This window comes from Streptomyces toxytricini (assembly GCF_014649915.1).
In the GTDB taxonomy this organism is placed as follows: Bacteria; Actinomycetota; Actinomycetes; order Streptomycetales; family Streptomycetaceae; genus Streptomyces; species Streptomyces toxytricini.
The window spans coordinates 32,586-58,649 of the sequence record NZ_BMTY01000006.1; the positions used below are offsets into that span (position 1 = coordinate 32,586).

The following is a 26,064-nucleotide window of genomic DNA, read 5'->3' on the forward strand; positions in this document are numbered from 1 at the left end:
CGTACGCCGCGTACGAGAAGAAGGACGCCATGCTGCTGGTGCCGCTCTACGAGCACCCCGCCGACCGGCCCGACGACTGGGAGCTGCTGATCCGCTGCGCGGGCCGGCTGCACTCGGTGGTCCTCAACCCGGCCAGCGGGCCGGGCGAAGCCCCCGACGAGCGGTTCGAGGCCGTCTCCCGGCGGCTGCGCGAGGCGGGCGTGCCCGTCCTCGGGTACACCGACACCGACTACGGGCGGCGCCCGCACGCCGAGGTCGTCCGGGACCTGCTGCGCCACCGCGACTGGTACGGCGCCGACGGGGCGTTCCTCGACCAGGCCTCGCCCGACCCGGCGCTGCTGCCCCACTACGGGCGGCTCGCCGTCGCCGCCCGCGCCGCGGGCGCCCGCACCCTCGTCCTCAACCCCGGAGTCCACCCGCACCCCGGCTACGCCGAACTCGCCGACCTGCTCGTCACCTTCGAAGGGCCCTGGGACGCCTACCGCGACGCGGCCGTCCCGCCCTGGACGGCCGACCACCCCGCCCAGCGGTTCTGCCACCTCGTCTACGCCGTCCCGCCCGGCGCGCCCGCCGCGGAACTCGCCGAGCAGCGAGGCGCCGCCGTCCACTGCGCCGTCCCCGGGACCGGCGCCCACCCCTGGGGCACCCTGCCCCACGCCCTCGGGGCCGCCCGGTGAACCGCCCGCGGACCCGCCCCGGACGGCGCCTGCTGCCGCTCCTGGTGCCGCTGCTGCTCCTGGCCGCGGCCTGCACCGGGCAGCCCGACGACGCCGCCCCCGACCGGGACGTCGTCCCGGTGCCGGGGGAGCGGTGGCGGCCCGGGCCCGTCACCTCCTGGCAGTGGCAGCTCAGCGGGAAGCTGGACACCTCGGTGGAGGCGCCCGTCTACGACGTCGACGGGTTCGACACCAGCCGCGAGCAGGTCGCCGCCCTGCACAAGGCCGGGCGCCGCGTCATCTGCTACCTGTCGACGGGCGCCTGGGAGGAGTTCCGGCCCGACGCGGCGGAGTTCCCCGCGGAGCTCCTCGGCCGGGGCAACGGCTGGGACGGGGAGCGCTGGCTGGACATCCGGCGCACCGCCGAGCTGGAACCGCTGATGGCCGCACGCCTGGACATGTGCCGCGACAAGGGCTTCGACGCGGTCGAACCGGACAACATGGACGGTTACGCCAACACGACCGGCTTCCCGCTGACCGCGGAGGACCAGCTGCGCTACAACCGGCTGATCGCACGCCTCGCCCGCGACCGGGGCCTCGCGGTCGGGCTGAAGAACGACCTCGACCAGGTGCCGCAGCTCGTCGGCGACTTCGACTTCGCGGTCAACGAGCAGTGCGCCCAGTACGGCGAATGCGAGCTGCTGGCGCCGTTCACGGACGCGGGCAAGGCCGTCTTCCACGTCGAGTACGAGCTGCCCGCGAGCCGGTTCTGCGACCGGACGCGGAAGCTCGGGTTCGCCTCGATGCAGAAGAAGTACGACCTGGGGGCCTGGCGCAAACCCTGCTGAGCGGGGCGGCGGCTGCGCCCCGGCCCCCGCCGCCGCTCACTTCACCGGCAGGACGACGTGGACCCGGTAGCCGCCGCCGAAGCGGGGCCCTGCGGAGCAGGAGCCGCCCAGTGCGCCGGCCCGCTCCCGCATCCCGAGGAGGCCGTGCCCGCCGCCCGGCCCGTCCGCCGGGGCGGGCTCCACTGCCGCGGCCGCGCCGGCGGCGCCGCCGCCGTCGTCGAGGACGGTCACCTCGGCCGAGTCCCCGACCCGCACCACGCTGACCTCGGCGCGCGCCCGCGGCCCCGCGTGCTTGCGGACGTTCGTCAGCGCCTCCTGGATGACCCGGTACGCGGCGAGGTCGACGGCGGCCGACAGCGGGTCGGCATCCCGGCCGAGCTCCACCATCACCTTGACCGGCAGCCCTGCGTTGCGGAACGTGTCGACCAGTTCGTCGAGCCGCGCCAGCCCCGGGGCGGGCTCGGTCGGCGCCTCCGGGTCCCCGGACTGGCGCAGCAGGCCGACGGTGGCCCGCAGCTCGTTCAGCGCGGACCGGCTCGCGTCCCGGACGTGGGCGAGGGCCTCCTTGGCCTGGTCGGGGCGCCGGTCCATGACGTGCGCGGCCACCCCGGCCTGCACGTTGACGAGGGCGATGTGGTGGGCGACCACGTCGTGCAGGTCGCGGGCGATCCGCAGCCGCTCCTCGGCGACCCGGCGCCGCGCCTCCTCCTCGCGGGTCCGCTCGGCCCGCTCGGCGCGCTCGCGTATCGCGTCGACGAACGCCCGCCGGCTGCGGACGGCGTCGCCGGCGGCCGCGGCCATGCCCGTCCAGGCGAAGATGCCGATGTTCTCCTGCGCGTACCAGGGCAGCGGCCCGGCGAGCATGGCGATGCCGGTCATCCCCGCCATCGTGAGCAGCGCGATCCGCCAGGTGGTGGGCCGGTCGGTGCGGGAGGCCAGCGTGTACAGGGCGATGACGGCGGCCATGGCGACGGGCGCCCGCGGCTCGCCGGTGGTCAGCTCCAGCAGGGACAGCACGACCGTCGCGGCGAGGACGGCGCGGACGTGCCGGCGCCGGAACACCAGCACCGCCGCGGCCAGCACCATCAGCAGCAGGGAGAGCGGCTCGGGGGTGCGGGTGCCGAACGTCGGGCCGTGCGGGCCGTGCGGATCGGCGAAGGAGCCGACGACCATGGAGACGAGCGCCCCGAACGCGAGGACGGCGTCGGTGGCGAGCGGGTGCACGCGCATCCAGTGCCGGGTGGGGGCGAACGGCCCGAGGTCAGTCGTCATCCCGCCTACGGTACGGGGTGGCGGCCGGGGGCCCCGCCCGGCAGGGGCGGGGCCGTCGCGGGGCCGGTCAGCGGTTGGTCTCCAGGTGTCGGCGGTTCAGCCACTTCGGCAGCCCGGGCGCCTCCAGGAAGCCTTCGGCGCGGCCGGCCGCGATGCCGATCCGCAGCAGGTCCGAGCTCTTCTCGAAGAGCATGAACCGCGGCTCCCAGATCGGCCGGTACTTGGCGTTGGCGCGGTACAGCGACTCGATCTGCCACCAGCGGGAGAAGAAGCTCAGCAGGGAGCGCCACAGGCGCAGCACCGGGCCGGCGCCGAGCCGCGAGCCCCGCTCGAAGACCGAGCGGAACATCGCGAAGTTCAGCGAGACCTGGGAGACGCCGATCTCCTTCGAGCGCTCCAGCAGTTCGATGACCATGAACTCCATCAGGCCGTTCTCGGAGTCCCGGTCGCGGCGCATCAGGTCGAGGGAGAGGCCCTTGGGTCCCCAGGGCACGAACGACAGCAGGGCTCGCAGGTCGCCGTTGCCGTCGGTGCACTCCAGCATCACGCACTGGCCGTCGGCGGGGTCGCCGAGGCGCCCCAGCGCCATCGAGAAGCCGCGCTCGGTGGCGCCGTCGCGCCAGTCGTCGGCCCGGCGCACCAACTCGGCCATCTCCTCGGCGGGGATGTCCGCGTGGCGGCGGATGCGGACGCTGTAGCCGGCCCGCTTGACGCGGTTGAACGCCTGCCGGACGGTCCGCATGGCGCGGCCCTCCAGCGTGAACTCGGCCGTTTCGACGATGGCCTCGTCGCCCAGCTCCAGCGCGTCCAGGCCGTGCCGGGCGTAGATCTGGCCGGCCTCCTCGCTCGCGCCCATCACGGCCGGGACCCAGCCGTGCTCGCGGGCCTCGGCCAGCCAGGGCTCGATCGCGCCGGGCCAGGCCTCGGGGTCGCCGATCGGGTCGCCGGAGGCGAGCGAGACCCCGCCGACGACGCGGTAGGTGACGGCCGCCTTGCCGGTCGGGGACCAGATGACGGACTTCTCGCGGCGCAGGGCGAAGTAGCCGAGGGAGTCGCGGTCGCCCTGCCGGGCCAGCAGCGCGCGGAGCCTCTCCTCGTCCTCCTCGGTCAGAGGGTCGACGGCGCGGCGCGAGCGGAACGCGGCGAGCAGGACGGCCAGCAGCAGCACCATCGACATCACGTTGATGACGACGTCGACCCAGGCGGGCGTGGTGATCGCGGCGTAGTCGCGGGCGTCGGGGTCGAGCGTGATCAGCCGCATCGCGCCGTAGCGCCAGCGGGCCAGGAAGGAGGCCTCGGAGGCGTCCGGGTCGGTGTTGGCAGCGCCGACGATCAGCGCGGCCAGCAGCGAGGTGACGAGCAGCCCGACGGCGGCGACGGCGGTCGCGAGCTTCGGGTTCGAGCGGTCGCCCTTGGCGTAGAACTCCCGCCGGCCCAGCAGCAGGGCGCCGACGAACGCCGCGGTCAGGACCAGGGAGACCCAGTTCTGGACGTGGTCGCGGAACTCCGGGTAGCAGACCTCGAACCCGCCGCCGGTGCACGGGGCGAAGGCGGCGGTCGCGAAGGCGAGCAGCAGCAGGCCGGCCAGCACCAGGTTCAGGATCCAGGCGGCCCGCTTGCGGCGGCCCATGGTCACCGCGAGGAGCAGGGAGAACAGGCCGGAGGCGAATCCGGCGGTCAGCAGGTACGGGGTGTAGAAGTCGGCGGTGTTGTGCCGGCGCAGGTCCTGCCCGAGCGAGACCCACACCGCGCTCAGGAAGTTGACGAAGGTGACGGCGCGCAGGTACCAGACGGCGAACGCGGCGCTGCGCCGGGAACGGGCGGAGCCGCGGCCGGAGCCGGGGGCCCCGTCGTCCTTGCGCGCGGCCCCGTCGTCCTTGCGGGTGCCGGATGCGGTGTTCGCGGTGGCGCCGGCGGTTCCCCCGCCGGCGGTCTGTGCCGGTTTCGCCTTCTGTGTCGCTTGTGCCTTCTGTGCGGCCTGTGCGGCGTTCCGGTCGATATCTGCGCTGGTCAAGCGGGCCTCTCCCATGAAAGCCGATCATATGGGGCGCCGCCGACCGTGAATGCCGGACCGCAGGGCCGCAGCCCCGTGCCACGGCCCCGCCGGCTCAGTCCTCGCGCGCCGGCTCCTCCGGCTGCGGCTCCTCCGCACGCTCCGGCAGCTCCGCCGCGAGTGCGGCGGCCGCCTGGACGAGCGGAAGGGCCAGCAGCGCCCCGGTTCCTTCCCCTACGGTGACGCCGTGGGACAGCAGGGGGTTGAGTGCCATCCGGTCCAGGGCCTTGGCCTGCGCCGGCTCGCCGCTCGCCTGCCCCGCCAGCCACCAGTCCGGCGCGCGGAACGCCGCCCGCTGCGCCACCAGCCCGCAGGCCGCCGAGACGACGCCGTCCAGGACGACCGGGGTGCGGCGCACCGCGCACTGCAGCAGGAACCCGGTGATCGCGGCGACGTCCGCGCCGCCGACCGCGGAGAGCAGGGCCAGCTGGTCGCCCAGGACGGGGCGGGCCCGGCGCAGGGCGTCGCGGATCGCGGCGCACTTGCGCATCCAGGCCAGGTCGTCGATCGGCACGCCGCCGCGGCCGGTGACCACCGACGCGTCGGTCCCGCACAGGGCGGCCACGAGCACCGCGGCGACGGTGGTCCCGCCGACGCTGAGGTCGCCGAGGACGACCAGGTCGGTGCCGGAGTCGGCCTCCTCGTCGGCGATCCGCACCCCGAGCCGCACAGCGGCCTCGGCCTCCTCGCGGGTCAGGGCGTCCTCCACGTCGATACGGCCGCTGCCGCGCCGCACCCGGTGGCGGACGACGTCCTCGGGCAGCAGCCCCGGATCGCAGTCCAGCCCCGCGTCCACCACCCGCACCGACGCGCCGAACCGGCCGGCGAGGACGGAAGCGGGGCTCGACCCGTCCAGGACCGCGCGCACCAGGGCGTGCGCGCCCCCCGCGGGCCGGGCGGACACCCCTGCGGCGGCGATGCCGTGGTCGGCGGCGAACAGGACGACCCGGGGCCGCTCGACCGGCCTGACCGGGACCCGGCCCTGCGCCGCGGCCAGCCACTCGGCGAGCTCGTCGAGCCGCCCGAGGGCCCCCGCCGGCACGGACAGCCGCTCGCGGCGCTCCTCGGCGTCCCGCCGGACTCCGTTGTCGGGGCGCTCGATCAGGTCGGAGAAGTCGTCGAGATTCAGCGTGGTCATCTGCCAGAGCGTACAGCCGGTGAGGCCCTGCCCAAGCCCCTGCGGGAGCGGCCCCGCGGGCGTCCCGGCCGCCTGCCGCGAGATGCGGCCGGGTCAGTCCTTCAGGACCAGCGCCTGCCCCGCCACCACCAGCAGGACGTGCTCGCACTCGGCGGCCACCGCCGCGTTCAGGCGCCCGAGTTCGTCCCGGAACCGGCGCCCCGAAGCCGTCGCGGGGACGACGCCCGAACCGACCTCGTTGCTGACGGCCACCACCGTGCGCCGGGTCGCCCGTACCGCCGCGACCAGCTCCGCGGTCCGCTCCCGCAGCCGCTCCCGGCCGCCGGCCTCCCACACCGCGTCGTCCCAGGCACCCGCCCGGTCCATCGCGTCCGTCAGCCACAGCGCCAGGCAGTCCACGAGCAGCGGCGGGCCGCCCTCCGCCAGCATCGGCACCAGGTCGCAGGTCTCCACCGTCCGCCAGGACGCCGGCCGCCGCTCCCGGTGCAGGCCGACCCGCGCCGCCCACTCCGCGTCCCCGTCGCGGGAGCCCGACGTGGCCGCGTACAGGACCTCCGGGAAGCCCTCCAGCCGCCGCTCCGCCTCCACCGACTTCCCCGAGCGCGCACCGCCGAGCACCAGCGTCCGCCGAGGCAGGTCCGGCACCGCGTGGTACTCGCCGACCGTCACCGTCGCCCCGTCCGGCACCGCCCGCGCCCCCGCCGCCGCGCACCGCCGCTGCAGCTCCCGGCCCGGCGGCACGTCGTGGTCCAGGTGCACGGCGATGACGTCGGTCGTCGGCCCCGCCGCCCCGCTCGCCCGCAGCCGCGCCAGCGCCTCCGGCCGGCCCAGCACGTCCGCCAGCACCATGTCGTACGGGCGCTCGGCCATCGCGCCGTTCGTCCCCGCGGGCGCCCCGCCCGGCGGCAGGTACAGCAGCCGGCTCCCGTCCGGGCCGACCACCTCGTACCCCGTGCCAGGCGCGTCCATCGGCACCGCCCGCACCCGGTGCCCGCTGATCACGGCGAGCTCGCGCCCGTCCGGCACCCGCCCTGCCGTCGGCAGGCCCGGCGGCAGCTCCACGGGCGGCCCGTCGTGCGGATGGGTGAGCAGGACCTGCCGGACCCCGGCCAGCGAATGGCCGGCCCGGGCCCCCGCGAGGACCGCCCCGGGGGTCAGGTCCAGCAGCAGCGCCCCGTCGACGAGCAGGGAGGTCGCGGCCCGCGCCAGGGGGCCGACGGAGACCGCGCAGGCCGCGCAGGGACAGCCGGGGCGGGGCAGTCCCTCCGGGGTTCCGGTGCCGAGCAGAGTGAGTTCCACAGGAAGATCCTCCCGCGTCCCCGGGAGTGGTGCGCGCCCGGCTACTCTGCGGGCAGACTCAAGGCGAGCAGCGGACGAGCAACGGACGAGCAACGGAGGCGGACATGGCGTGGACGTGGCGGTTCGAGACGGCCGACGGCAGCCCGGCGGCGCCGGCGGTGGAGCCGGAGGAGTTCACCACGCAGGGCGACGCGGAATCGTGGATCGGCGAGTACTGGAAGGAGCTGCTTGAGGGCGGCACCGAGCGGGTCAGGCTGTCGGACGACGGCGGCGCCGAGGTGTACGCGATGAGCCTGCGCGAGGCCCTCGACGCCTGACCCGGCCCTGCCGGGACACGGACGCGCGCGTGCCCCGGGACCCTGGGGTTCCGGGGCACGGCCGTGCGGGGGAGGGGGCGGTCCGGGTCAGCCCCGGACGCCGCACAGGTGGAGCAGCGCCGCCACTCCGCGGTACGGGTCGGTGCGGCCCGCGCGGTCCTCGGCGGCCAGGAGCCGGTCGAGCTCCTCCTCCGGCGGGAGCGTTCCGCCCGCCTCGGTGCCGTCGGTGAAGACGCGCACCCCGTACCAGGCCTGGAGCGGGGCGCCGATCCCGGACAGCGTGCCCGTCAGCTCGGACAGCCGGTCCGCGCGGACCTCCAGGCCGAGCCGGTTGGTGTAGTCGACCGACTCGAACGCGGCGAGCGCGCCCGACCAGTCGCCGTCCAGCCCGGGGCGCATCGCGAGCGCGTCGCCGTTGCGCACGAGGAGGGACAGCAGCCCGCCCGGGGCCAGCATCCGGGCCAGCCCGGCGAGCATGGCGTCCGGCTCGGGCACGTACATCAGTACGCCGTGGCACAGCACGACGTCGAAGCTGCCCGGCGTGAAGTGCGCGCCGGTCTCCCGGCCGTCGCCCTCCAGCAGCCGAACCCGCTCCTGGATCCCGGCGGGCTCGGCGGAGAGCGCCTCGCGGGCGACCTCCAGCATGCCGGGGTCCTTCTCCAGACCCGTCACCCGGTGTCCGGCGCGGGCGAGACGCAGCGCCTGGGTGCCCTGGCCCATGCCGACGTCCAGAACGCGCAGCCGCTGCCCCACGGGGAAGCGCTGCACGATCTGCTCGTCGACCTGCCGGCCCACGAGTTCCTGGCGGACGGCGTTGCGCAGTCCTCCCAGGCCCTCCAGCCACAGCCGGGCTCCCCCCGCGAAGCCGTCCCCCGACGCTCCGGACGGCCGTGCGCTCAGGGCCGTTCCCCGCGCTTGACCTGCGGCTTCGGCAGCCGGAGGCGGCGCATCTGGAGGGTGCGCATCAGGCCGTAGGCGACGGCGCCGCGGCGCGGCTGGTCCGCGAAGCGCTCGTTCAGCGCCTTGCGCAGGCGGAATCCGAGGGCCACCGAGTCGACGATGATCAGGGCGATCACGGCCAGCCACAGCAGCAGCGCGGCGTTCTGGATCGACGGGACCCGCACCATGCTCAGCACGAGGATGATCACCGCGAGCGGCAGGAACATCTCGGCGACGGAGAAGCGGGAGTCGACGAAGTCGCGGACGAAGCGGCGCACGGGCCCCTTGTCACGCGCCGGCAGGTAGCGCTCGTCACCGTTGGCCAGGGCCTCGCGCTGCTTGGCCAGCTCCACGCGGCGGCGCTCGCGGGCGCGCCGCATGTCCTCCTTGCGGTTGCCGGTCGAGGCCGCCACGGCCTTGCGCTGCGACTGCGCGACGGCGCGCTTCGGCGTCGGGCGGCCCTTGGGGGCCTGCGGGTCACGGGGCTGCGAGGACTCGGCGCTCACCTTGTCGGCGGCGGCGGCCTTCTCTTCCTTGGAGGAACGGCTACCAAACACAAAACCCAAGCGTACGTGGTCGGCGACTGCCGCCCCACCCCCACGGGGAACGATCCGGCAACGGCGGGCGTCTGGACCAGTGCAGGGTTCGTGCGGCGGACCGGGGCCCGCCCCGGGGGCGCGTCTCATCCTCACGCCTTACCGGGGCCGGGGCACAGTCGTCCTGGAGGAGGAGCGCATCCGCTCACGAACAGTGCGGTAATGGAGACAGGGCCCGTACTGTGGGTCTTGTTGGTCGTCTGGAGCGAAGTCCGTCAGAAGGGGGCGCGCGAAGCCCATGAGCGGTGTCATGAAGCGTATGGGGATGATCTTCCGCGCGAAGGCGAACAAGGCCCTTGACCGGGCCGAGGACCCGCGCGAAACCCTCGACTACTCCTACCAGAAGCAGCTGGAGCTGCTCCAGAAGGTCCGCCGCGGCGTCGCCGACGTGGCCACCTCCCGCAAGCGCCTGGAGCTCCAGCTCAACCAGCTGCAGACCCAGTCCTCGAAGCTGGAGGACCAGGGCCGCAAGGCGCTCGCGCTGGGCCGCGAGGACCTGGCCCGGGAGGCCCTCTCCCGCCGCGCCTCGCTCCAGCAGCAGGTCGGCGACCTCCAGGTGCAGCACGAGACCCTCCAGGGCGAGGAGGAGAAGCTGACGCTGGCAGCGCAGCGCCTCCAGGCCAAGGTGGACGCCTTCCGCACCAAGAAGGAGACCATCAAGGCCACCTACACCGCCGCCCAGGCGCAGACCCGGATCGCCGAGTCCTTCTCCGGCATCTCGGAGGAGATGAGCGACGTCGGCCTCGCCATCCAGCGCGCCGAGGACAAGACGGCCCAGCTCCAGGCCCGCGCCGGCGCCATCGACGAGCTGCTCGCCTCCGGCGCCCTCGACGACCAGAGCGGCCTCGGCGCCAAGGACGACATCCAGGCCGAGCTCGACCGCCTCTCCGGCGGCACCGACGTCGAGCTGGAGCTCCAGCGGATGAAGGCCGAGCTGGCGGGCGGCCCCTCCGCCCAGCAGCAGGCCATCGAGGGCGGCGCCCCCGGCACCGCCCAGCAGCAGCAGAGCCAGCACCGGTTCGACAAGCAGTAGGACAGGGGCCCGTCGTGATCGTCCGCATCATGGGGGAAGGCCAGGTCGAGATCGGGGACGGCCACTTCCCCGAGCTGAACAAGCTGGACGACGAACTGCTCGCGGAGCTGGAGGGCGGCGACGAGGCCGGCTTCCGGCGCACCCTCGGCGCGCTCCTCGACGCCGTCCGCCGGCTCGGCAAGCCGCTGCCCGACGACGCGCTGGAGCCGTCCGAGCTGATCCTGCCCGCGCCGGACGCCACCCTGGAGGAGGTCCGGGAAATGCTCGGCGACGACGGGCTGATCCCGGGCTGACCGGCCGCGGCCGGTCGACGGCCGGCGGGGCGCGGCCCGGCCGGCGGCCCGCTCAGTGCGGCGGCGGCTCCTCGGGAGCGGCCGCCGCCGTCTTCCCCGGATCGGGGGCGCCGCCGATGAACTCCTCGAACCGGCGCCGCGGCGCCGCCCACCGCCGGTCGTGGTGGAAGGCCCGCAGCCCGGCCCGCGCCCGCGCCCGAGGCCGGTTCCCGTAGAAGCGCCGCGCGTAGGGGGAGCCCGGGCGGGCCAGGCGGACCGCGCCGACCAGCGCCACGAGCGGGATCACCATGCCGAAGAGCGCGGTACGGGCCTTGCCCTTCCACAGGGCGACCAGCGCCAGGAAGAAGTTCCCGGCCATGTTCATCACGACGAGCCCGCGGTTCTGCCGCTCCTGGGTCGTCAGGTCGTTCACCCCGAACGGCAGGAAGCCGGCCAGGACAAGCCCCACCACGGCGGCCGTCAGCACCACGATCTCCACGCTCTTGCGGCCCTGCTCGCTCCAGTAGACGTCGTCCAGGTGCAGGATCAGCGCGAACTCGTCCAGGACCAGCCCCGCCCCCAGCCCGAAGACGACGGCCGACAGCAGCGACCCGAAGCCGTGCGCGCTGCTGGCGATCGCCCCGAACCCTCCGATGACCACCAGGATCACCCCCGGCACCACGTGGTGGACGTGCAGCCCGCCCGGCGTGATGTTCCCGAACGGCCCGCGCCCGGCGCGGATCAGGCGCGTGATGACCCGGGTGACCAGGAACGACAGGATGAACGCCAGCAGCGCGAGGAGCAGGGGCAGCTTCCCCGGCTCGATGATGTTCCGGTACCACCAAGGACCCATGACACCAGCTTCGCGGTCAGGGCCCCTCGGGCAACTCGCCGCCGCGGGCAGCGGGTAGCGTTCCCGCCGATGACCGATCCCACGACAGAACCCGCCGGCGACCCGCCCCCGCCGCCGCGTCCCGCACCCCCGCAGGAGCGCGCCGCGCTCGGCGACGGGCTCCGCTTCGCTTTCGGCACGCTGACCGTGCTGCCCGTCCGCATCACCCGCTGGGACCGGCCCGCGGCCCGCACCGGCATGGCCTGCGCGCCGCTCGCCGGGCTCGTCGTCGGCGCGGCCGCCGCCGCCGCGGGGACGGCCCTGGCCCTGCTGGGCGGCGGGCCGCTCCTCGCCGCGGCCGCGGCCGTCACCGTCCCCGCCGCCCTGACCCGCGGCCTGCACCTCGACGGCCTCGCCGACACCGCCGACGGCCTGGGCAGCGCCAAACCGGCCGCCGAGGCGCTCCGCATCATGAAGCGGTCCGACATCGGCCCGTTCGGGGTGGTCGTACTGCTGCTGCTCCTGCTCCTCCAGGCCGGGGCCCTCGCCGACGCCTTCGCGGAAGGCTGGGCCCGCGGGGCCCTCGCCGCCGCCACCGCCGGCACCGCCGCCCGCCTCGCCATGACGCTGGCCTCCCGCGCCGGGATCCCGGCCGCGCGCCCCGAGGGGCTCGGGGCCGCCGTCGCCGGGGTCGTGCCGCGGCACACCGCGGTCCTGGCCGCCGCCGCGGTCGCCGTCCTCGCCGCGGCGGCGGCCGCCCCGGGCGGGGCCCTCGCCGCCGTCCGGGCCGCGGCCGCCGTGGCCGCCGCCCTGGCCGTCGCGGAACTGCTGCTGCGCCGGTGCGTGCGGCGCTTCGGCGGCGTCACCGGTGACGTCTTCGGCGCCGTCGCCGAGACCGCCGCGACGACCGCGCTGGTCGTCCTCGCCCTCGGCTGACCTCCCCGGCCGCCCCCGGGCGCGTACGGGCACGTAGGGTCGGGCCGTGGAAGAGACGCCGACACCCATCAAGGTGCTGCTCGCCGACGACCAGGCCCTGCTGCGCAGCGCGTTCCGCGTGCTCGTCGACTCCGAACCGGACATGGAGGTCGTCGGCGAGGCCGGCGACGGCGCCCAGGCCTACGAGCGGGCCCGCGAGACCCGGCCCGACGTCGTGCTGATGGACATCCGCATGCCCGGCACCGACGGCCTCGCCGCCACCCGCATGATCAGCGCGGACCCGGAGCTCGCCGCCGTCCGCGTCGTCATGCTCACCACCTTCGAGGTCGACGAGTACGTGGCCGCGGCCCTGCGGGCCGGGGCCTCCGGCTTCCTCGGCAAGGGCGCCGAACCGGACGAGCTCCTCAACGCCATCCGCGTCGCCGCCGCGGGCGAGGCGCTGCTCTCCCCGGCCGCCACCAAGGGGCTCATCGCCACCTTCCTCGCGCAGGGCGGCGGAGCGGACCCCGCCGCCCCGGCCGGGGGGCACGCCGAGCGGCTCGCCGCACTGACCGTCCGCGAGCGGGAGGTCCTCGTCCACGTCGCGGCGGGCCTGTCCAACGACGGGATCGCCGGACGCCTCCAGGTCAGCCCGCTCACCGTCAAGACGCACGTCAACCGTGCCATGGCCAAGCTGGGCGCCCGCGACCGCGCACAGCTGGTCGTCGTCGCCTACGAGTCGGGACTGGTCCGGCCCCGCAGCGAGTAGCGGGGCGGCTGCCGCCGGGCCGCCGTCCGCAGTAGGGGGCGCGTACTACAGGCGCGGTATGCGCGGCATAAAGGCAGGACCCAGGGGCGACGCGGAAGCGCCCCGGCGGCGGCAGGCTGGGGGGCAGCGCACGCCCGTGCGGCCTCGCTCCGACCGACTGCAGAGAGATACCGACGCCCATGTCCTGGCTGTCCCGCTTCAGCCTGTCCCAGAGAGCGCTGATCGGCCTCGTGTCGCTCACGGCGCTGCTCTTCGGCGCCATAGCCGTTCCCCAGCTCAAGCAGCAGCTGCTGCCCTCCATCGAACTGCCGATGGTGTCCGTCCTCGCCCCCTACCAGGGCGCCTCCCCGGACGTCGTCGAGAAGCAGGTCGTCGAGCCGATCGAGGCCACCCTCAAGGGCGTCGACGGCATCACCGGCATCACCTCCACCGCCAGCGAGGGCAACGCCCTCATCACGGCCACCTTCGACTACGGCGACGCCGGCACCAAGCAGCTCGTCGCCGACGTCCAGCAGGCCGTGAACCGGGCCCGCGTCCGGCTCCCCTCCGAGGTCGACCCGCAGGTCGTCGCCGGCTCCACCGACGACATCCCGACCGTCGTCCTCGCCGTCACCTCCGACAAGGACCAGCAGGCCCTCGCCGACCAGCTCGGCCGCACCGTCGTCCCCGTCCTGGAGGACATCAAGGGCGTCGGCCAGGTCACCGTCGACGGCGCCCAGGAGCTCCAGGTCACCGTCACCCCCGACCCGGCGCGCCTCGCCGCGGCCGGCCTCGACGGCGCCGCCCTCGCGCAGGGGCTGCAGGCGGGCGGCGCGACCGTGCCCGCCGGCTCCTTCGACGAGCAGGGCAAGAACCGGACCGTCCGCGTCGGCAACGGCCACACCTCCCTCGCCCAGCTGGAGGAGCTCCGCCTGACCGCCGGCCCCGGCAAGCCGGCCGTCCGCCTCGGCGACGTCGCCGCCGTCCGGCAGGAGCCCGCCAAGCCCGTCTCCCTCACCCGCACCAACGGCAAGCCCAGCCTCGCCCTGGTGCTGACCATGGACAAGGACGGCAGCGCCGTCGCCATCTCCGAGGCCGTCGAGGAGAAGCTGCCCGGGCTGCGCGCCTCCCTCGGCTCCGGCGCCGAGCTGACCGTCGTCGCCGACCAGGGCCCGCCGGTCGCCCAGTCCATCTCCAGCCTCACCACCGAAGGCCTGCTCGGCCTGCTCTTCGCCGTCGTGGTGATCCTGGTCTTCCTCGCCTCGCTGCGCTCGACGCTCGTCACCGCGGTCTCCATCCCGCTGTCCGTCGTCCTCGCGCTGATCGTGCTGTGGACCCGCGACCTGTCGCTGAACATGCTCACCCTCGGCGCCCTGACCATCGCGATCGGCCGCGTCGTCGACGACTCGATCGTCGTCCTGGAGAACATCAAGCGCCACCTCGGCTACGGCGAGGAGCGCGAGGCCGCCATCCTCACCGCCGTCAAGGAGGTCGCCGGAGCGGTCACCTCCTCCACGCTCACCACCGTCGCCGTCTTCGTGCCGATCGGCCTCGTCGGCGGCATGGTCGGCGAGTTCTTCGGCCCCTTCTCGCTCACCGTCGCCGCGGCCCTGCTGGCCTCGCTGCTGGTGTCGCTGACGGTCGTGCCCGTGCTGTCGTACTGGTTCCTGCGCGCGCCGAAGGGCGTGAGCGCCGGGGACGCCGCGAGCGCCGAGCGCGCCCGCCGCGAGGCGGAGGAGAAGGAGGCGAACAGCCGCCTCCAGCGCGGATACGTCCGCGCCCTGGGCCTGGTCACCCGGCGCCGGGCGACGACCCTCGTGCTGGCCGCCGTCATCTTCGTCGCGACCCTCGGCATGACCCCGCTGCTGAAGACGAACTTCTTCGACCAGGGCGACCAGGCCGTCCTGACCGTCAAGCAGCAGCTGCCCGCCGGCACCTCCCTGGCCGCCTCCGACGAGGCGAGCCGCCGGGTGGAGAAGGCCCTCGACGGCGTCGAGGGCGTCAAGGACCACCAGGTCACCGTCGGCTCCTCCGGATTCCTGGCCGCCTTCGGCGGCGGCACCGGCTCCAACCAGGCCACCTTCCAGGTCGTCCTGGACGACGCCGGCGAGAGCGAGGACGTCAAGAAGCGGATCGAGGACGCCCTCGCGAAGCTCGACGGCATCGGCGACACGAGCATCTCCGCGGGCGGCGGCTTCGGCAGCCAGAACCTCAGCGTGGTCGTGAAGGCCGGCGACGCCGCCGTCCTGGCGCAGGCCGCCGAGCAGGTCCGGGCCGAGATGGCGGGCCTCGACGACGTCACCGACGTCCAGAGCGACCTCTCCCAGTCCGTGCCGCGGATCTCCGTGACCGCCACCCCGAAGGCCGCCGAGGCCGGCCTGAACCAGGCCGCGCTGGGCGCGGTCGTCGCCCAGGCCGTGCGGGGCACCCCGGCGGGCAAGGCCGTCCTCGACGGCACCGAGCGGGACATCGTCATCAAGTCGGCGCAGCCCGCGACCACCCTGGCCGGGCTCCAGGCGCTGCCCGTCGGCCCGGGCGTCCGCCTCGGCGACGTCGCCGAGGTCAAGGAGGTGCCCGGACCGGTCTCGATGACCCGGATCGACGGGGCGCGCGCCGCGACCGTCACCGGCAAGCCGGTCGGCGACAACACCGGCGCGATCGGCGCCGAACTCCAGACCAGGATCGCCGCGCTGAAGCTCCCCGAGGGCGCCACCGCCTCCATCGGCGGCGTCTCCGAGGACCAGAGCGAGGCCTTCGGCCAGCTCGGCCTGGCCATGCTCGCCGCCATCGCGATCGTGTTCATGCTGCTCGTGGCCACGTTCCGGTCGCTGGTGCAGCCGCTGATCCTGCTCGTCTCGATCCCGTTCGCGGCGACCGGCGCGCTCGGCCTGCTCCTCGTCACCGGCACCCCGCTGGGCGTCCCCGCCATGATCGGCATGCTGATGCTCATCGGCATCGTCGTCACCAACGCGATCGTCCTGATCGACCTGGTCAACCAGTACCGCGCCCAGGGCCTCGGCGTCGTCGAGGCCGTCGTCGAGGGCGGCCGGCACCGCCTGCGCCCGATCCTCATGACGGCGCTCGCCACCGTCTTCGCGCTGCTGCCGATGGCGCTCGGCGTGACCGGCGAGGGCGGGTTCATCTCGCAGCCCCTCGCCGTCGTGGTGATCGGCGGCCTGGTCTCCTCGACCGTGCTGACGCTGCTCCTCGTCCCGACCCTCTACACCATGGTCGAGCTGCGCAGGGAGCGCCGCCGCACCAAGCGCCGCACGCGCCTGAAGGCCGTCCCGGCGCCGCAGGGCACCGAGGCCGGCGAGCACGCCCCGGCAGGGGTCTGACCGGCACGGACCCGTAAGCGGAAGGGCCGCTCCCTCCCCGGTGGGGGAGGGAGCGGCCCTTTCGGTGCTTCCGGCGCGCGGGGCGGGACGTGCTACGGCAGCGCGAGCATCCGCTCCAGGGCGAGCTTGGCGAAGCTCTCGGTCTCCTTGTCGACCTGGATCCGGTTGACGAGGGTGCCCTCGGCGAGGGACTCCAGCGCCCAGACCAGGTGCGGCAGGTCGATGCGGTTCATCGTCGAGCAGAAGCAGACCGTCCGGTCGAGGAAGACGACTTCCTTGCCCTCCGGGGCGAAACGGTTCGCCAGGCGCTTGACGAGGTTCAGCTCGGTGCCGATGGCCCACTTCGAGCCGGCGGGGGCCGCCTCCAGCGTCTTGATGATGTACTCCGTCGAGCCGACGTAGTCCGCCGCCGCCACGACCTCGTGCTTGCACTCGGGGTGGACCAGCACGTTCACACCCGGGATGCGCTGGCGGACGTCGTTGACGGAGTCCAGCGAGAAGCGGCCGTGCACGGAGCAGTGGCCGCGCCAGAGGATCATCTTCGCGCCGCGCAGCTGCTCGGCGGTCAGGCCGCCGTTCGGCTTGTGCGGGTTGTAGACCACGCAGTCGTCCAGGGACATGCCCATGTCGCGGACGGCGGTGTTGCGGCCCAGGTGCTGGTCCGGCAGGAAGAGCACCTTCTCGCCCTGCTCGAACGCCCAGTCCAGGGCCTTCTTCGCGTTGGACGAGGTGCAGATGGTGCCGCCGTGCTTGCCGGTGAAGGCCTTGATGTCGGCGGAGGAGTTCATGTACGAGACGGGGACCGTCACGTCGGCGATGCCGGCCTCGGTCAGCGCGTCCCAGCACTCCGCGACCTGCTCGGCGGTGGCCATGTCGGCCATCGAGCACCCGGCGGCCAGGTCCGGCAGGACGACCTTCTGGTCGTCGCCGGTCAGGATGTCCGCGGACTCGGCCATGAAGTGGACGCCGCAGAAGACGATGTACTCGGCCTCGGGCCGGGCGGCCGCGTCGCGGGCCAGCTTGAAGGAGTCGCCGGTGACGTCGGCGAACTCGATGACCTCGTCCCGCTGGTAGTGGTGCCCGAGGATGAAGACCTTGTCGCCGAGCTTCTCCTTGGCGGCGCGGGCGCGCGCCACCAGGTCGGGGTCCGACGGCGAGGGCAGGTCGCCGGGGCACTCCACGCCGCGCTCGCTCTTGGGGTCGGCTTCGCGGCCGAGCAGCAGCAGGGCAAGGGGCGTCGGCTGGACGTCCAAGGGCTGGGCGGTGGTCACGACACGCACCCTTTCTGTTCTGCGACAAGGGACTTCTGGAAGCGTCTGCTTCGACTTTTCGTCTATTTGACGCTATCTATGATAGCCGGTTCACGTCACTTTGACGATGCCGATAGTGTCGATGTGACGCATTCGCCCGGTGGCGAACCCCTCCCCGCGTCCGGTCCACCGCTCCGCGCCGGTGTGCGAGCATGAATGTCTGGAACACGCGTCGGGTCCGGAATGAATCCGCACCCCCGCTCGTTGCCACCGACGGCAAGAGTCCGACGTTTCCCTGCCTGCCGGCGGGGAGCCGCCCACTTCGGGAGTGAATGCAGATGTCCGTACAGGACGACAAGACCACTGTGAGCGACGGCATCCTCCTGTCCGACGCCGCCGCCGAGAAGGTCAGGACCCTGCTGGAGCAGGAGGGCCGCGATGACCTGGCGCTCCGCGTCGCCGTCCAGCCCGGCGGCTGCTCCGGCCTGCGCTACCAGCTCTTCTTCGACGAGCGCTCCCTCGACGGCGACGTCGTCAAGGACTTCGGCGGCGTGAAGGTCGTCACGGACCGGATGAGCTCCCCCTACCTCCAGGGCGCCTCCATCGACTTCGTCGACACCATCGAGAAGCAGGGCTTCACGATCGACAACCCCAACGCCACCGGCTCCTGCGCCTGCGGCGACTCCTTCAGCTAAGCCCTGCAGGGCCAGCGGAAGCAGCGGAGAGGCCCCCGGCACCGAGACGGTGCCGGGGGCCTCTCCGTGTGCCCGCGCCGGGACTACCCCTGGCGGGGGAGCGGCTTCCCCGAGGTCGCGTCCACCACCGCGCGCGTGCCCAGCGGCTGCTCCAGCGTCGCCGACACGCTCATCTCCTGCGCGATCATGATGCAGGCCCGGCCCGGATCCGTCGGGGTGTCCGTGATCCGCACCGTCACCGAACCGGCCTCCTCCCGCGCCTCCAGCGCGTAGGTGCTGCACACGCCGCCCCAGAAGTTCACCGTCAGCTTCCGGTCGGCCTCGGCGTACGAGAACCCCGGCACCGTGCGCGCCCCCGACGGCGCGGGCGCGGCCTGGCCGCCCTCAGCAGCCGGCTGCACCACCGAGTGCGCGGGCGCACCGTCCTTTCCGGCCACCTGGAAGTGCCATGCCGGCACCAGCCCGCGCGCCCCGTTCACCGTCCCCGCGGCCAGTCCCAGCACCGCGCCCGTCACCGTCTCCGTCCGCGGCGGCTTCATCGGCCGCGGCTCCGGGTCGCACGGCGGCGTCTCGCCCGGGCCCACCGGGTCGTCCGCCGTCAGCGGCACCGCCGAGGCGCAGCCGCTCGGCCCCGTCCTGTCCGGGCCGCCCGAGGAGCGGTTCAGCCGGGCCAGCGCCTCCGCCGCCCCGACCACCCGCTGCTCGCCGGCGCGCACCGGGGCCTTCAGCTCGCCGCTGCCGGCCACCACCTGGCCGTCCGGGCCGACGCTGACCTGCGTCGTCCAGCCCTTCGTGGGCCGCCCGTCGACCACCGGGTCGGCGGCCACCACGCGGACCGATCCCTGCACCAGGCGGGCGTCCAGCGCCGCGCCGGACTGCCCGGCCGCAGCCAGCACCGGGGCCGCGGCCGCCTTCGCCGCCTCCTCCGACACCGGCTTGCCGGAGCCCGCCCCGCCCTCGGGGAGCCTGGCCGGGCCGCAGGTGTCCTTGCCGCGCTCGCAGTCGTCCCCCGTGCCGCCCCCGCCGTGGAAGCGGGAGAAGCTCCACGTTCCGGGCGCCGTCCGGGTCACCGTCAGCCGCGGCCCGGAGCCGTCCGCGCCCTCTCCGGCCCGCCAGGTGTCGCCGACGCGCCGCGGCTCGCCCTTCAGGCCGAAGGCCGCCGCGAGCCGGCCCGCCTCCTCGGCCGAGACCTCCCCGGACGCCGCGTACGACGGCGCGGCCGCCGGCGCCTCCGGCAGCTTCCCGGAGGCCCGGTAGGTGACACCGCCGCCCCGGGGGTCCGGCTCGCCCGGGGCGATGCCCGGCCCCGAGGGGCTCGGCGCCACCCGCGGCGCCGACGCCGCGGACCCGCCGCCGTCACGGCCGCCGCCCTGCGCGGCCGACGCCCAGTAGGCCGTCCCGCCGCCCGCGAGCAGCACGGCCGCGGCGATGGAGCCGATGGCCCAGGCCGGCCGCCGCCGTGTGCCGCGTGATGTCTCGGGTTGTTCGCTCGTCACCGCTTGCTCCTTCGCCCGTATCGCCGTGGCTGATGCGGGTGTGACGGAACAGACGCGAAACCGGTTCCGTCGAACCCCTACTCGCCGTCGCCGTACTGCGCCGTGGAGGCGATCAGGCGGGCCGAGGCCGGCGGGACGTCCACCCCGTGGATCTGGGACGGCGCCACCCTGTCCGGCCGGGGGTCCGCCGGGACCGCCCAGTGCGGGGCCATCCTGGCGCAGTCGCCGAGCAGTCGCGCGAAACCGGGCCGCGTGTCGACCGCGTACTCTCCGTAGCCGAATCCATCGGTGTAGGTCATGGGGGCACCGTAGGCTCGCACCGCCGCGCGGAGAAAGGCCTACTACGGGGTAGTTTCGTGGGGTCGGCGGCCGGTCCGCGACGGGGTAGCGTTGACTGTCAACGCTCGCCTTACCGCAGGAGCATCCACGCCGTGCGCATCGCAGTCACCGGCTCCATCGCCACCGACCACCTCATGACCTTTCCCGGCCGCTTCGCCGACCAGCTGGTCGCGGACCAGCTGCACACGGTCTCCCTCTCCTTCCTCGTCGACAACCTCGACGTCCGGCGGGGCGGTGTCGGCCCGAACATCTGCTTCGGCATGGGCCAGCTGGGCCTGCGCCCGGTCCTCGTAGGCGCGGCCGGCTCCGACTTCGACGAGTACCGCGCCTGGCTCGACCGGCACGGCGTCGACACCTCCTCGGTGCGCATCTCCGAGGTCCTGCACACCGCGCGTTTCGTCTGCACCACCGACGCCGACCACAACCAGATCGGCTCCTTCTACACGGGCGCGATGAGCGAGGCCCGCCTGATCGAGCTCAAGGCCGTCGCCGACCGCGTGGGCGGCCTCGACCTGGTCCTCATCGGCGCGGACGACCCCGAGGCGATGCTCCGCCACACCGAGGAGTGCCGCAGCCGCGGGATCCCCTTCGCCGCGGACTTCTCCCAGCAGATCGCCCGCATGGACGGCGAGAACATCCGCACCCTCATGGAGGGCGCGACGTACCTCTTCTCGAACGAGTACGAGAAGGGCCTCATCGAGACGAAGTCCGGCTGGAGCGACGAGGAGATCCTCGGCAAGGTCGGCACCCGCGTCACCACCCTCGGCTCCCGCGGCGTCCGCATCGAGCGGGCCGGCGAGGAGACCATCACCGTCGGCTGCCCCGAGGAGACCGCGAAGGTCGACCCGACCGGCGTCGGCGACGCCTTCCGCGCCGGCTTCCTCGCCGGCCTCGGCTGGGGCGTCGGCCTGGAGCGCGCCGCACAGGTCGGATGCATGCTCGCCACCCTCGTGATCGAGACGCTCGGGACCCAGGAGTACACCCTGGCGCGCGCCCACTTCATGGAGCGCTTCACCAAGGCGTACGGCGACGACGCCGCGGCCGAGGTCCGCGCCCACCTGGCCGTCTGATCCGGGCACCCGGGCCGGCCGGCGCCCCCGCGGGCGCCGGCCCGGCTCAGGTGCGGCGGCGCACCGTGTACGCCGTCCCCTGCGGCCGCGGCTCCTCGCCCAGGTAGTCGTGGCCGCGCAGCGAGCACCACGCCGGGACGTCCAGCCGGGCCACCTCGTCGTCCGACACCACGGTGACCGTCCCGCCGACCGGGACCGTGCGGACCGCCCGGGCCAACTCGATCACCGGCTGCGGGCAGCGCAGCCCCAGCGCGTCGACCTCCACGGAGTCCGCCACCGGCTCCACGGGCTCCGCCTCCGGCGACCCGAGGGCGGCCCGGACCCGCGCCACCGCGCCGGGCAGCACCTCCAGGAAGCCGTTGACGTCCTCCGCCGTCGTCCCCGGCGGCAGGGAGACCCGCACGTTCCCCTCCGACAGCACCCCCATCGCGCGCAGCACGTGACTCGGCGTCAGGGTGGAGCTGGTGCAGGACGAGCCGGAGGAGACCGAATAGCCCGCCTTGTCCAGCTCGTGCAGCAGGGTCTCCCCGTCGACGTACAGGCAGGAGAACGTCACCAGGTGCGGCAGCCGCCGGTCCGGGTGGCCGACCACCTCGACGTCCGGGACGAGCCGGGCCACGCGCCGCCGGATCCGGTCCACCAGGACCCGCAGCCGGGCCGCCTCCGCCTCCGCCTCGGCGCGCACCGCCCGCAGCGAGGCCGCTGCCGCGACGGCGGCCGGGAGGTTCACGAAGCCGGGGGAGCGGCCGGACTCCCGCTCGTCCGCCGGGTGCTGGGGCGAGAACCGGACACCTTTGCGGACCGCCAGCAGTCCGACGCCGGGCGGGCCGCCCCACTTGTGGGCGCTCGCCGCGAGCACCGACCAGGCGCCCTCCACCGGCCCCCACGCCAGCGACTGCGCGGCGTCCACCAGCAGCGGCACCCCCGCCTCCGCGCACACGTCCGCCACCTCGGCCACCGGCTGGACCGTGCCCACCTCGTGGTTGGCGGACTGCAGGCAGGCCAGCGCGGTCGACGCGGTCAGCGCGTCCGCGTACCCCCCGGCGGTCACGGCGCCCGTGCGGTCGACCGGCACCTGCGCCACCGAGCCGCCCGCGGCGGCGTGCACGTCGGCCGCGTGGAGCACCGAACTGTGCTCGACCGCGGACACCACCAGGTGCCGGCCGGTGCGCCGGCGCCCGGCCAGTGCGCCCGCGATGCCGGAGTGGACCGCCTGTGTCCCCGAAGGGGTGAACACGAGCTCGTCGGCGCGGCAGCCGACGGCCTCCGCCGCCGCCTCGCGCGCCGCGTCCAGCAGGAGCGCCGCGCGCCGGCCCTCCCGGTACAGCCGGGCGGGGTCCGCCCAGCCCTCGTCGAGGGCGGCCGCCAGCGCCTGCCGGGCCACGGGGTGCAGCGGTGCGGTGGACGCGGTGTCGAAGTACGGCATCCCGTCACCGTAAGGCAGGGGTCCGCGGGCGCCGCGCCGACCCGGTGCGCGGCGCCGTCCGGTCCGGCCGCAGGCCGCCCCCGGCCGGACCGCGGAGCCCGAGGGCAGGGCCCGTCAGAAGCCGCCCCCACACGGCCGTTCAGCCGGTGCCGGCCCGTCCCCCGTACGGCGGATCCATCCCTTCGGGGGCAGTAGCGGCGCGTTGGGCACCCTCCCCGCGCGACCCCAAATAGCGTCCAGTAGGGTTTGGTCCGCATAAACATCCAAACCCCTGCCTGCGTCAGGGCCGGCGACCGACCCGAACACGGCCGCGGCCGGCCGCGCGGGCCGAGACTCTCGGGAAGGCGCTACGTGAGTCCCTACGGCTCCGACCGCTCGCCGCGGCGCCCGATGCGGCGGAAGCTGCTGCAGGCGCTGACTGCGGGCGTGGTCCTGGCGACCGCCACTGGTTGCTCGTACACATGGAAAGACTTCCCCCGCCTCGGGATGCCCTACCCGGTCACGGAGGAGGCGCCTCGCATCCTGTCCCTGTGGCAGGGGTCCTGGGCGGCCGCTCTGGTCACCGGCATCCTGGTCTGGGGCCTGATCCTGTGGAGCGTCATCTTCCACCGGCGCAGCCGGACGAAGGTGGAGGTCCCCCCGCAGACCCGGTACAACATGCCCATCGAGGCGCTGTACACCGTGGTCCCGCTCATCATCGTCTCGGTGCTGTTCTACTTCACCGCGCGTGACGAGTCCAAGCTCCTCGCCCTCTCGAAGCCGGCGCACACCATCAACGTGGTCGGCTTCCAGTGGAGCTGGGGCTTCAACTACGTCGAGAACGTCGACGGCGACGCGGCCACCCCGAAGGCCGGCGCGGTTCCCAAGGAGCTCGCCAGCATTCCGGACCGCTACACCAAGGCCTTCCCGGCGGGCGCCGAAGGCGTCTACGAGAAGGGCATCCCGGGCGACCGGAACCCGGAGACCGGCAACCCCGGCCCGACCCTCTACCTGCCCAAGGGCGAGAAGGTCCGCTTCATCCTGTCGTCGAACGACGTCATCCACTCCTTCTGGGTGGTGCCGTTCCTCTTCAAGCAGGACGTCATCCCGGGCCACACCAACGTCTTCGAGGTCACGCCTTCGCAGGAGGGCGTCTTCATGGGCAAGTGCGCCGAGCTGTGCGGTGTCGACCACTCCCGGATGCTCTTCAACGTCAAGGTCGTCTCGCCCGAGGAGTACCGGGCGCACCTGAAGGAACTGGCCGAGAAGGGGCAGACCGGCTTCCTGCCGGCCGGCATCAAGCAGACTGACCCGGCCCGGAACGCGGAGACGAACACACTGTGAGCATCCTCAACGAATCCCAGGGTGCCGCCGCAGACTCGTACGAGAACGAGCTGCCGGTACGGCGCAAGCAGCCTGGCAGCGTGGTGGTCAAATGGCTGACCACGACCGACCACAAGACCATCGGTACGCTCTACCTGGTCACGTCGTTCGTGTTCTTCCTGATCGGCGGCGTGATGGCGCTCTTCATGCGCGCCGAGCTGGCCCGTCCGGGCACGCAGATCATGTCGAACGAGCAGTTCAACCAGGCGTTCACCATGCATGGCACGATCATGCTGCTGATGTTCGCCACGCCGCTGTTCGCCGGCTTCGCGAACTGGATCATGCCGCTGCAGATCGGCGCGCCCGACGTGGCGTTCCCGCGGCTGAACATGTTCGCGTACTGGCTGTACCTCTTCGGCTCGACCATCGCGGTGGCGGGCTTCCTCACCCCGCAGGGCGCCGCCGACTTCGGCTGGTTCGCCTACTCCCCGCTGTCCGACGCGGTCCGCTCGCCGGGCATCGGCGCCGACATGTGGATCATGGGTCTGGCCTTCTCCGGCTTCGGCACCATCCTCGGCTCGGTCAACTTCATCACCACGATCATCTGCATGCGCGCTCCGGGCATGACGATGTTCCGCATGCCGATCTTCACCTGGAACGTGCTGCTGACCGGTGTCCTGGTCCTGCTCGCCTTCCCGGTCCTCGCTGCGGCGCTGTTCGCGCTGGAGTCCGACCGCAAGTTCGGCAGCCACGTCTTCGACGCGGCCAACGGCGGCGCACTGCTGTGGCAGCACCTCTTCTGGTTCTTCGGACACCCAGAGGTGTACATCATCGCCCTGCCGTTCTTCGGCATCATCTCCGAGGTCATCCCGGTCTTCTCGCGGAAGCCGATGTTCGGCTACATCGGCCTCATCGCCGCGACGATCGCCATCGCCGGCCTCTCCGTGACCGTGTGGGCCCACCACATGTACGTCACCGGCGGTGTACTGCTGCCGTTCTTCTCCTTCATGACCTTCCTGATCGCGGTACCGACCGGTGTGAAGTTCTTCAACTGGATCGGCACCATGTGGAAGGGCTCGCTGTCCTTCGAGACCCCGATGCTCTGGGCCGTCGGCTTCCTGATCACCTTCACCTTCGGTGGTCTGACCGGCGTCATCCTGGCCTCGCCCCCGCTGGACTTCCACGTCTCCGACTCGTACTTCGTCGTCGCGCACTTCCACTACGTCATCTTCGGCACCGTGGTCTTCGCGATGTTCTCCGGCTTCCACTTCTGGTGGCCGAAGTTCACGGGCAAGATGCTGGACGAGCGCCTCGGCAAGATCACCTTCTGGACGCTGTTCGTGGGCTTCCACGGCACGTTCCTGGTGCAGCACTGGCTGGGTGCCGAGGGCATGCCGCGCCGCTACGCGGACTACCTCGCCGCCGACGGCTTCACCGCCCTGAACACCATCTCCACCGTCAGCTCGTTCCTGCTCGGCCTGTCGATGCTGCCGTTCATGTACAACGTCTGGAAGACGGCCAAGTACGGCAAGAAGATCGAGGTCGACGACCCGTGGGGCTACGGCCGTTCGCTCGAGTGGGCGACGTCCTGCCCGCCCCCGCGGCACAACTTCGTCACCCTGCCGCGCATCCGCAGTGAGTCGCCGGCCTTCGACCTCCACCACCCGGAGATCGCGGCCCTCGACCACCTCGAGGACCACGGCGCCAAGGCCGTCACCGGTGCCAAGGAGGCCGGCAAGTGAAGATCCAGGGCAAGATGTTCCTCTGGCTCTCCGCCTTCATTCTGATCATGGCCGTCGTGTACGGCGTGTGGTCGAAGGAGCCCGTGGGGACCACCGCGCTCTTCCTGGCCTTCGGCCTGAGCGTGATGATCGGCTACTACCTGGCCTTCACGGCCAAGCGCGTCGACGAGATGGCCCAGGACAACCTGGAGGCCGAGGTCGCCGACGAGGCGGGCGAGCTGGGGTTCTTCTCCCCGCACAGCTGGCAGCCGCTCTCGCTGGCGATCGGCGGTGCGCTCGCCTTCATGGGCGTCATCTTCGGCTGGTGGCTCATGTACTTCTCGGCCCCGATCATCCTGATCGGCCTGTGGGGCTGGGTGTACGAGTACTACCGCGGTGAGAACCAGAACCAGTAGCCGTCGCCGGCTCGGTTGAACGACCGGGGCCCGGACTCCTCGAACAGAGGAGTCCGGGCCCCTCGTTTGCAGTCATCCCGCGCGCCGGGATTG

At 73.6% G+C, this 26,064-nt stretch carries 24 protein-coding genes; 13 read left to right on the forward strand and 11 right to left on the reverse strand.

The window, feature by feature from the left end; translation table 11 throughout:
- Positions 1–29 precede the first annotated feature (29 nt).
- Positions 30–677 carry a spherulation-specific family 4 protein gene (locus tag IE170_RS09110; protein ID WP_189809011.1) on the forward strand — a complete coding sequence of 216 codons (648 nt, stop codon included), beginning with the start codon at positions 30–32 and terminating at the stop codon, positions 675–677.
- A complete protein-coding gene (locus IE170_RS09115; protein ID WP_229884660.1) occupies positions 674–1,504 on the forward strand; it encodes an endo alpha-1,4 polygalactosaminidase in 831 nt (276 codons plus the stop codon). The genes IE170_RS09110 and IE170_RS09115 overlap by 4 nt, the downstream gene beginning before the upstream one ends.
- Positions 1,505–1,540: 36 nt before the next feature.
- Here IE170_RS09115 and IE170_RS09120 read toward each other — a convergent pair whose 3' ends face one another.
- The 4 genes from IE170_RS09120 to IE170_RS09135 form a co-directional block, all read right to left on the reverse strand.
- Entirely contained in the window at positions 1,541–2,776 is a 1,236-nt protein-coding gene (locus IE170_RS09120; RefSeq protein ID WP_189808814.1) for a sensor histidine kinase, read from the reverse strand.
- 67 nt (positions 2,777–2,843) lie between these two features.
- Positions 2,844–4,805, reverse strand: a complete 1,962-nt coding sequence (locus tag IE170_RS09125) for a phosphatidylglycerol lysyltransferase domain-containing protein (protein ID WP_223856799.1) — start codon at positions 4,803–4,805, stop codon at positions 2,844–2,846.
- A gap of 79 nt (positions 4,806–4,884) precedes the next feature.
- Positions 4,885–5,967 carry a nicotinate-nucleotide--dimethylbenzimidazole phosphoribosyltransferase gene (gene cobT, locus IE170_RS09130; RefSeq protein ID WP_189808815.1) on the reverse strand — a complete coding sequence of 361 codons (1,083 nt, stop codon included), beginning with the start codon at positions 5,965–5,967 and terminating at the stop codon, positions 4,885–4,887.
- A 93-nt stretch (positions 5,968–6,060) separates the two neighbouring features.
- On the reverse strand, positions 6,061–7,266 hold the full coding sequence (locus tag IE170_RS09135; RefSeq protein ID WP_189808816.1) for a bifunctional adenosylcobinamide kinase/adenosylcobinamide-phosphate guanylyltransferase: 1,206 nt from the start codon (positions 7,264–7,266) through the stop codon (positions 6,061–6,063).
- Between the two features lie 104 nt (positions 7,267–7,370).
- Between IE170_RS09135 and IE170_RS09140 the strand changes: the two genes are divergently transcribed.
- On the forward strand, positions 7,371–7,583 hold the full coding sequence (locus tag IE170_RS09140; RefSeq protein ID WP_189808817.1) for a hypothetical protein: 213 nt from the start codon (positions 7,371–7,373) through the stop codon (positions 7,581–7,583).
- A gap of 87 nt (positions 7,584–7,670) precedes the next feature.
- Here the strand turns inward: IE170_RS09140 and IE170_RS09145 are convergent, their stop codons facing one another.
- Complete coding sequence (locus tag IE170_RS09145; protein WP_373298969.1) at positions 7,671–8,414, reverse strand: class I SAM-dependent methyltransferase; 744 nt, start codon at positions 8,412–8,414, stop codon at positions 7,671–7,673.
- 65 nt (positions 8,415–8,479) lie between these two features.
- Entirely contained in the window at positions 8,480–9,088 is a 609-nt protein-coding gene (locus tag IE170_RS09150; protein ID WP_189808818.1) for a DUF3043 domain-containing protein, read from the reverse strand.
- Between the two features lie 268 nt (positions 9,089–9,356).
- Here IE170_RS09150 and IE170_RS09155 point away from each other — a divergent pair, with 268 nt between their 5' ends.
- Complete coding sequence (locus tag IE170_RS09155) at positions 9,357–10,151, forward strand: PspA/IM30 family protein (RefSeq protein ID WP_189808819.1); 795 nt, start codon at positions 9,357–9,359, stop codon at positions 10,149–10,151.
- Positions 10,152–10,165: 14 nt separating this feature from the next.
- Positions 10,166–10,444: a PspA-associated protein PspAA gene (gene pspAA / locus IE170_RS09160; RefSeq protein WP_189808820.1), complete on the forward strand. Its 279-nt coding sequence runs from the start codon at positions 10,166–10,168 to the stop codon at positions 10,442–10,444.
- A 52-nt stretch (positions 10,445–10,496) separates the two neighbouring features.
- Here the strand turns inward: pspAA and IE170_RS09165 are convergent, their stop codons facing one another.
- Entirely contained in the window at positions 10,497–11,276 is a 780-nt protein-coding gene (locus IE170_RS09165; protein ID WP_189808821.1) for a hypothetical protein, read from the reverse strand.
- Positions 11,277–11,345: 69 nt separating this feature from the next.
- Here IE170_RS09165 and IE170_RS09170 point away from each other — a divergent pair, with 69 nt between their 5' ends.
- From IE170_RS09170 to IE170_RS09180, 3 genes are all read left to right on the forward strand, one after another.
- Positions 11,346–12,191 (forward strand): adenosylcobinamide-GDP ribazoletransferase, encoded by an 846-nt coding sequence (locus IE170_RS09170; RefSeq protein WP_189808822.1) that lies wholly within the window; start codon positions 11,346–11,348, stop codon positions 12,189–12,191.
- A 46-nt stretch (positions 12,192–12,237) separates the two neighbouring features.
- Positions 12,238–12,939, forward strand: a complete 702-nt coding sequence (locus tag IE170_RS09175; protein ID WP_229884661.1) for a response regulator — start codon at positions 12,238–12,240, stop codon at positions 12,937–12,939.
- 179 nt (positions 12,940–13,118) lie between these two features.
- The gene (locus tag IE170_RS09180; RefSeq protein WP_189808823.1) at positions 13,119–16,256 is read left to right on the forward strand and encodes an efflux RND transporter permease subunit; all 3,138 of its coding nucleotides are present in this window, start codon (positions 13,119–13,121) and stop codon (positions 16,254–16,256) included.
- 92 nt (positions 16,257–16,348) lie between these two features.
- Here the strand turns inward: IE170_RS09180 and nadA are convergent, their stop codons facing one another.
- Positions 16,349–17,536 carry a quinolinate synthase NadA gene (nadA, locus tag IE170_RS09185; protein WP_373298961.1) on the reverse strand — a complete coding sequence of 396 codons (1,188 nt, stop codon included), beginning with the start codon at positions 17,534–17,536 and terminating at the stop codon, positions 16,349–16,351.
- Between the two features lie 308 nt (positions 17,537–17,844).
- Here nadA and IE170_RS09190 point away from each other — a divergent pair, with 308 nt between their 5' ends.
- Positions 17,845–18,201, forward strand: a complete 357-nt coding sequence (locus IE170_RS09190; RefSeq protein WP_114058871.1) for a HesB/IscA family protein — start codon at positions 17,845–17,847, stop codon at positions 18,199–18,201.
- A gap of 83 nt (positions 18,202–18,284) precedes the next feature.
- Here IE170_RS09190 and IE170_RS09195 read toward each other — a convergent pair whose 3' ends face one another.
- Positions 18,285–19,697, reverse strand: a complete 1,413-nt coding sequence (locus IE170_RS09195; protein ID WP_189808825.1) for a hypothetical protein — start codon at positions 19,695–19,697, stop codon at positions 18,285–18,287.
- Between the two features lie 77 nt (positions 19,698–19,774).
- Positions 19,775–19,996, reverse strand: coding sequence for a hypothetical protein (locus tag IE170_RS09200; RefSeq protein ID WP_125543154.1), 222 nt, complete (start codon positions 19,994–19,996; stop codon positions 19,775–19,777).
- A 132-nt stretch (positions 19,997–20,128) separates the two neighbouring features.
- Here IE170_RS09200 and IE170_RS09205 point away from each other — a divergent pair, with 132 nt between their 5' ends.
- Positions 20,129–21,106, forward strand: coding sequence for a carbohydrate kinase family protein (locus tag IE170_RS09205; protein ID WP_189808826.1), 978 nt, complete (start codon positions 20,129–20,131; stop codon positions 21,104–21,106).
- A 46-nt stretch (positions 21,107–21,152) separates the two neighbouring features.
- On the opposite strand, the gene IE170_RS09210 is transcribed toward IE170_RS09205, so the two are convergent.
- On the reverse strand, positions 21,153–22,532 hold the full coding sequence (locus IE170_RS09210; protein ID WP_189808827.1) for a cysteine desulfurase/sulfurtransferase TusA family protein: 1,380 nt from the start codon (positions 22,530–22,532) through the stop codon (positions 21,153–21,155).
- Between the two features lie 351 nt (positions 22,533–22,883).
- On the opposite strand from IE170_RS09210, the gene ctaC reads away from it, so the two are divergent.
- The 3 genes from ctaC to IE170_RS09225 are packed head-to-tail and all read left to right on the forward strand — an operon-like array spanning position 22,884 to position 25,971.
- The gene (gene ctaC, locus IE170_RS09215) at positions 22,884–23,855 is read left to right on the forward strand and encodes an aa3-type cytochrome oxidase subunit II (protein WP_189808828.1); all 972 of its coding nucleotides are present in this window, start codon (positions 22,884–22,886) and stop codon (positions 23,853–23,855) included.
- Complete coding sequence (ctaD, locus tag IE170_RS09220; RefSeq protein WP_189808829.1) at positions 23,852–25,576, forward strand: aa3-type cytochrome oxidase subunit I; 1,725 nt, start codon at positions 23,852–23,854, stop codon at positions 25,574–25,576. Before ctaC ends, ctaD begins: the two co-directional genes overlap by 4 nt.
- Complete coding sequence (locus IE170_RS09225; RefSeq protein WP_189808830.1) at positions 25,573–25,971, forward strand: cytochrome c oxidase subunit 4; 399 nt, start codon at positions 25,573–25,575, stop codon at positions 25,969–25,971. Before ctaD ends, IE170_RS09225 begins: the two co-directional genes overlap by 4 nt.
- Positions 25,972–26,064: the final 93 nt, after the last annotated feature.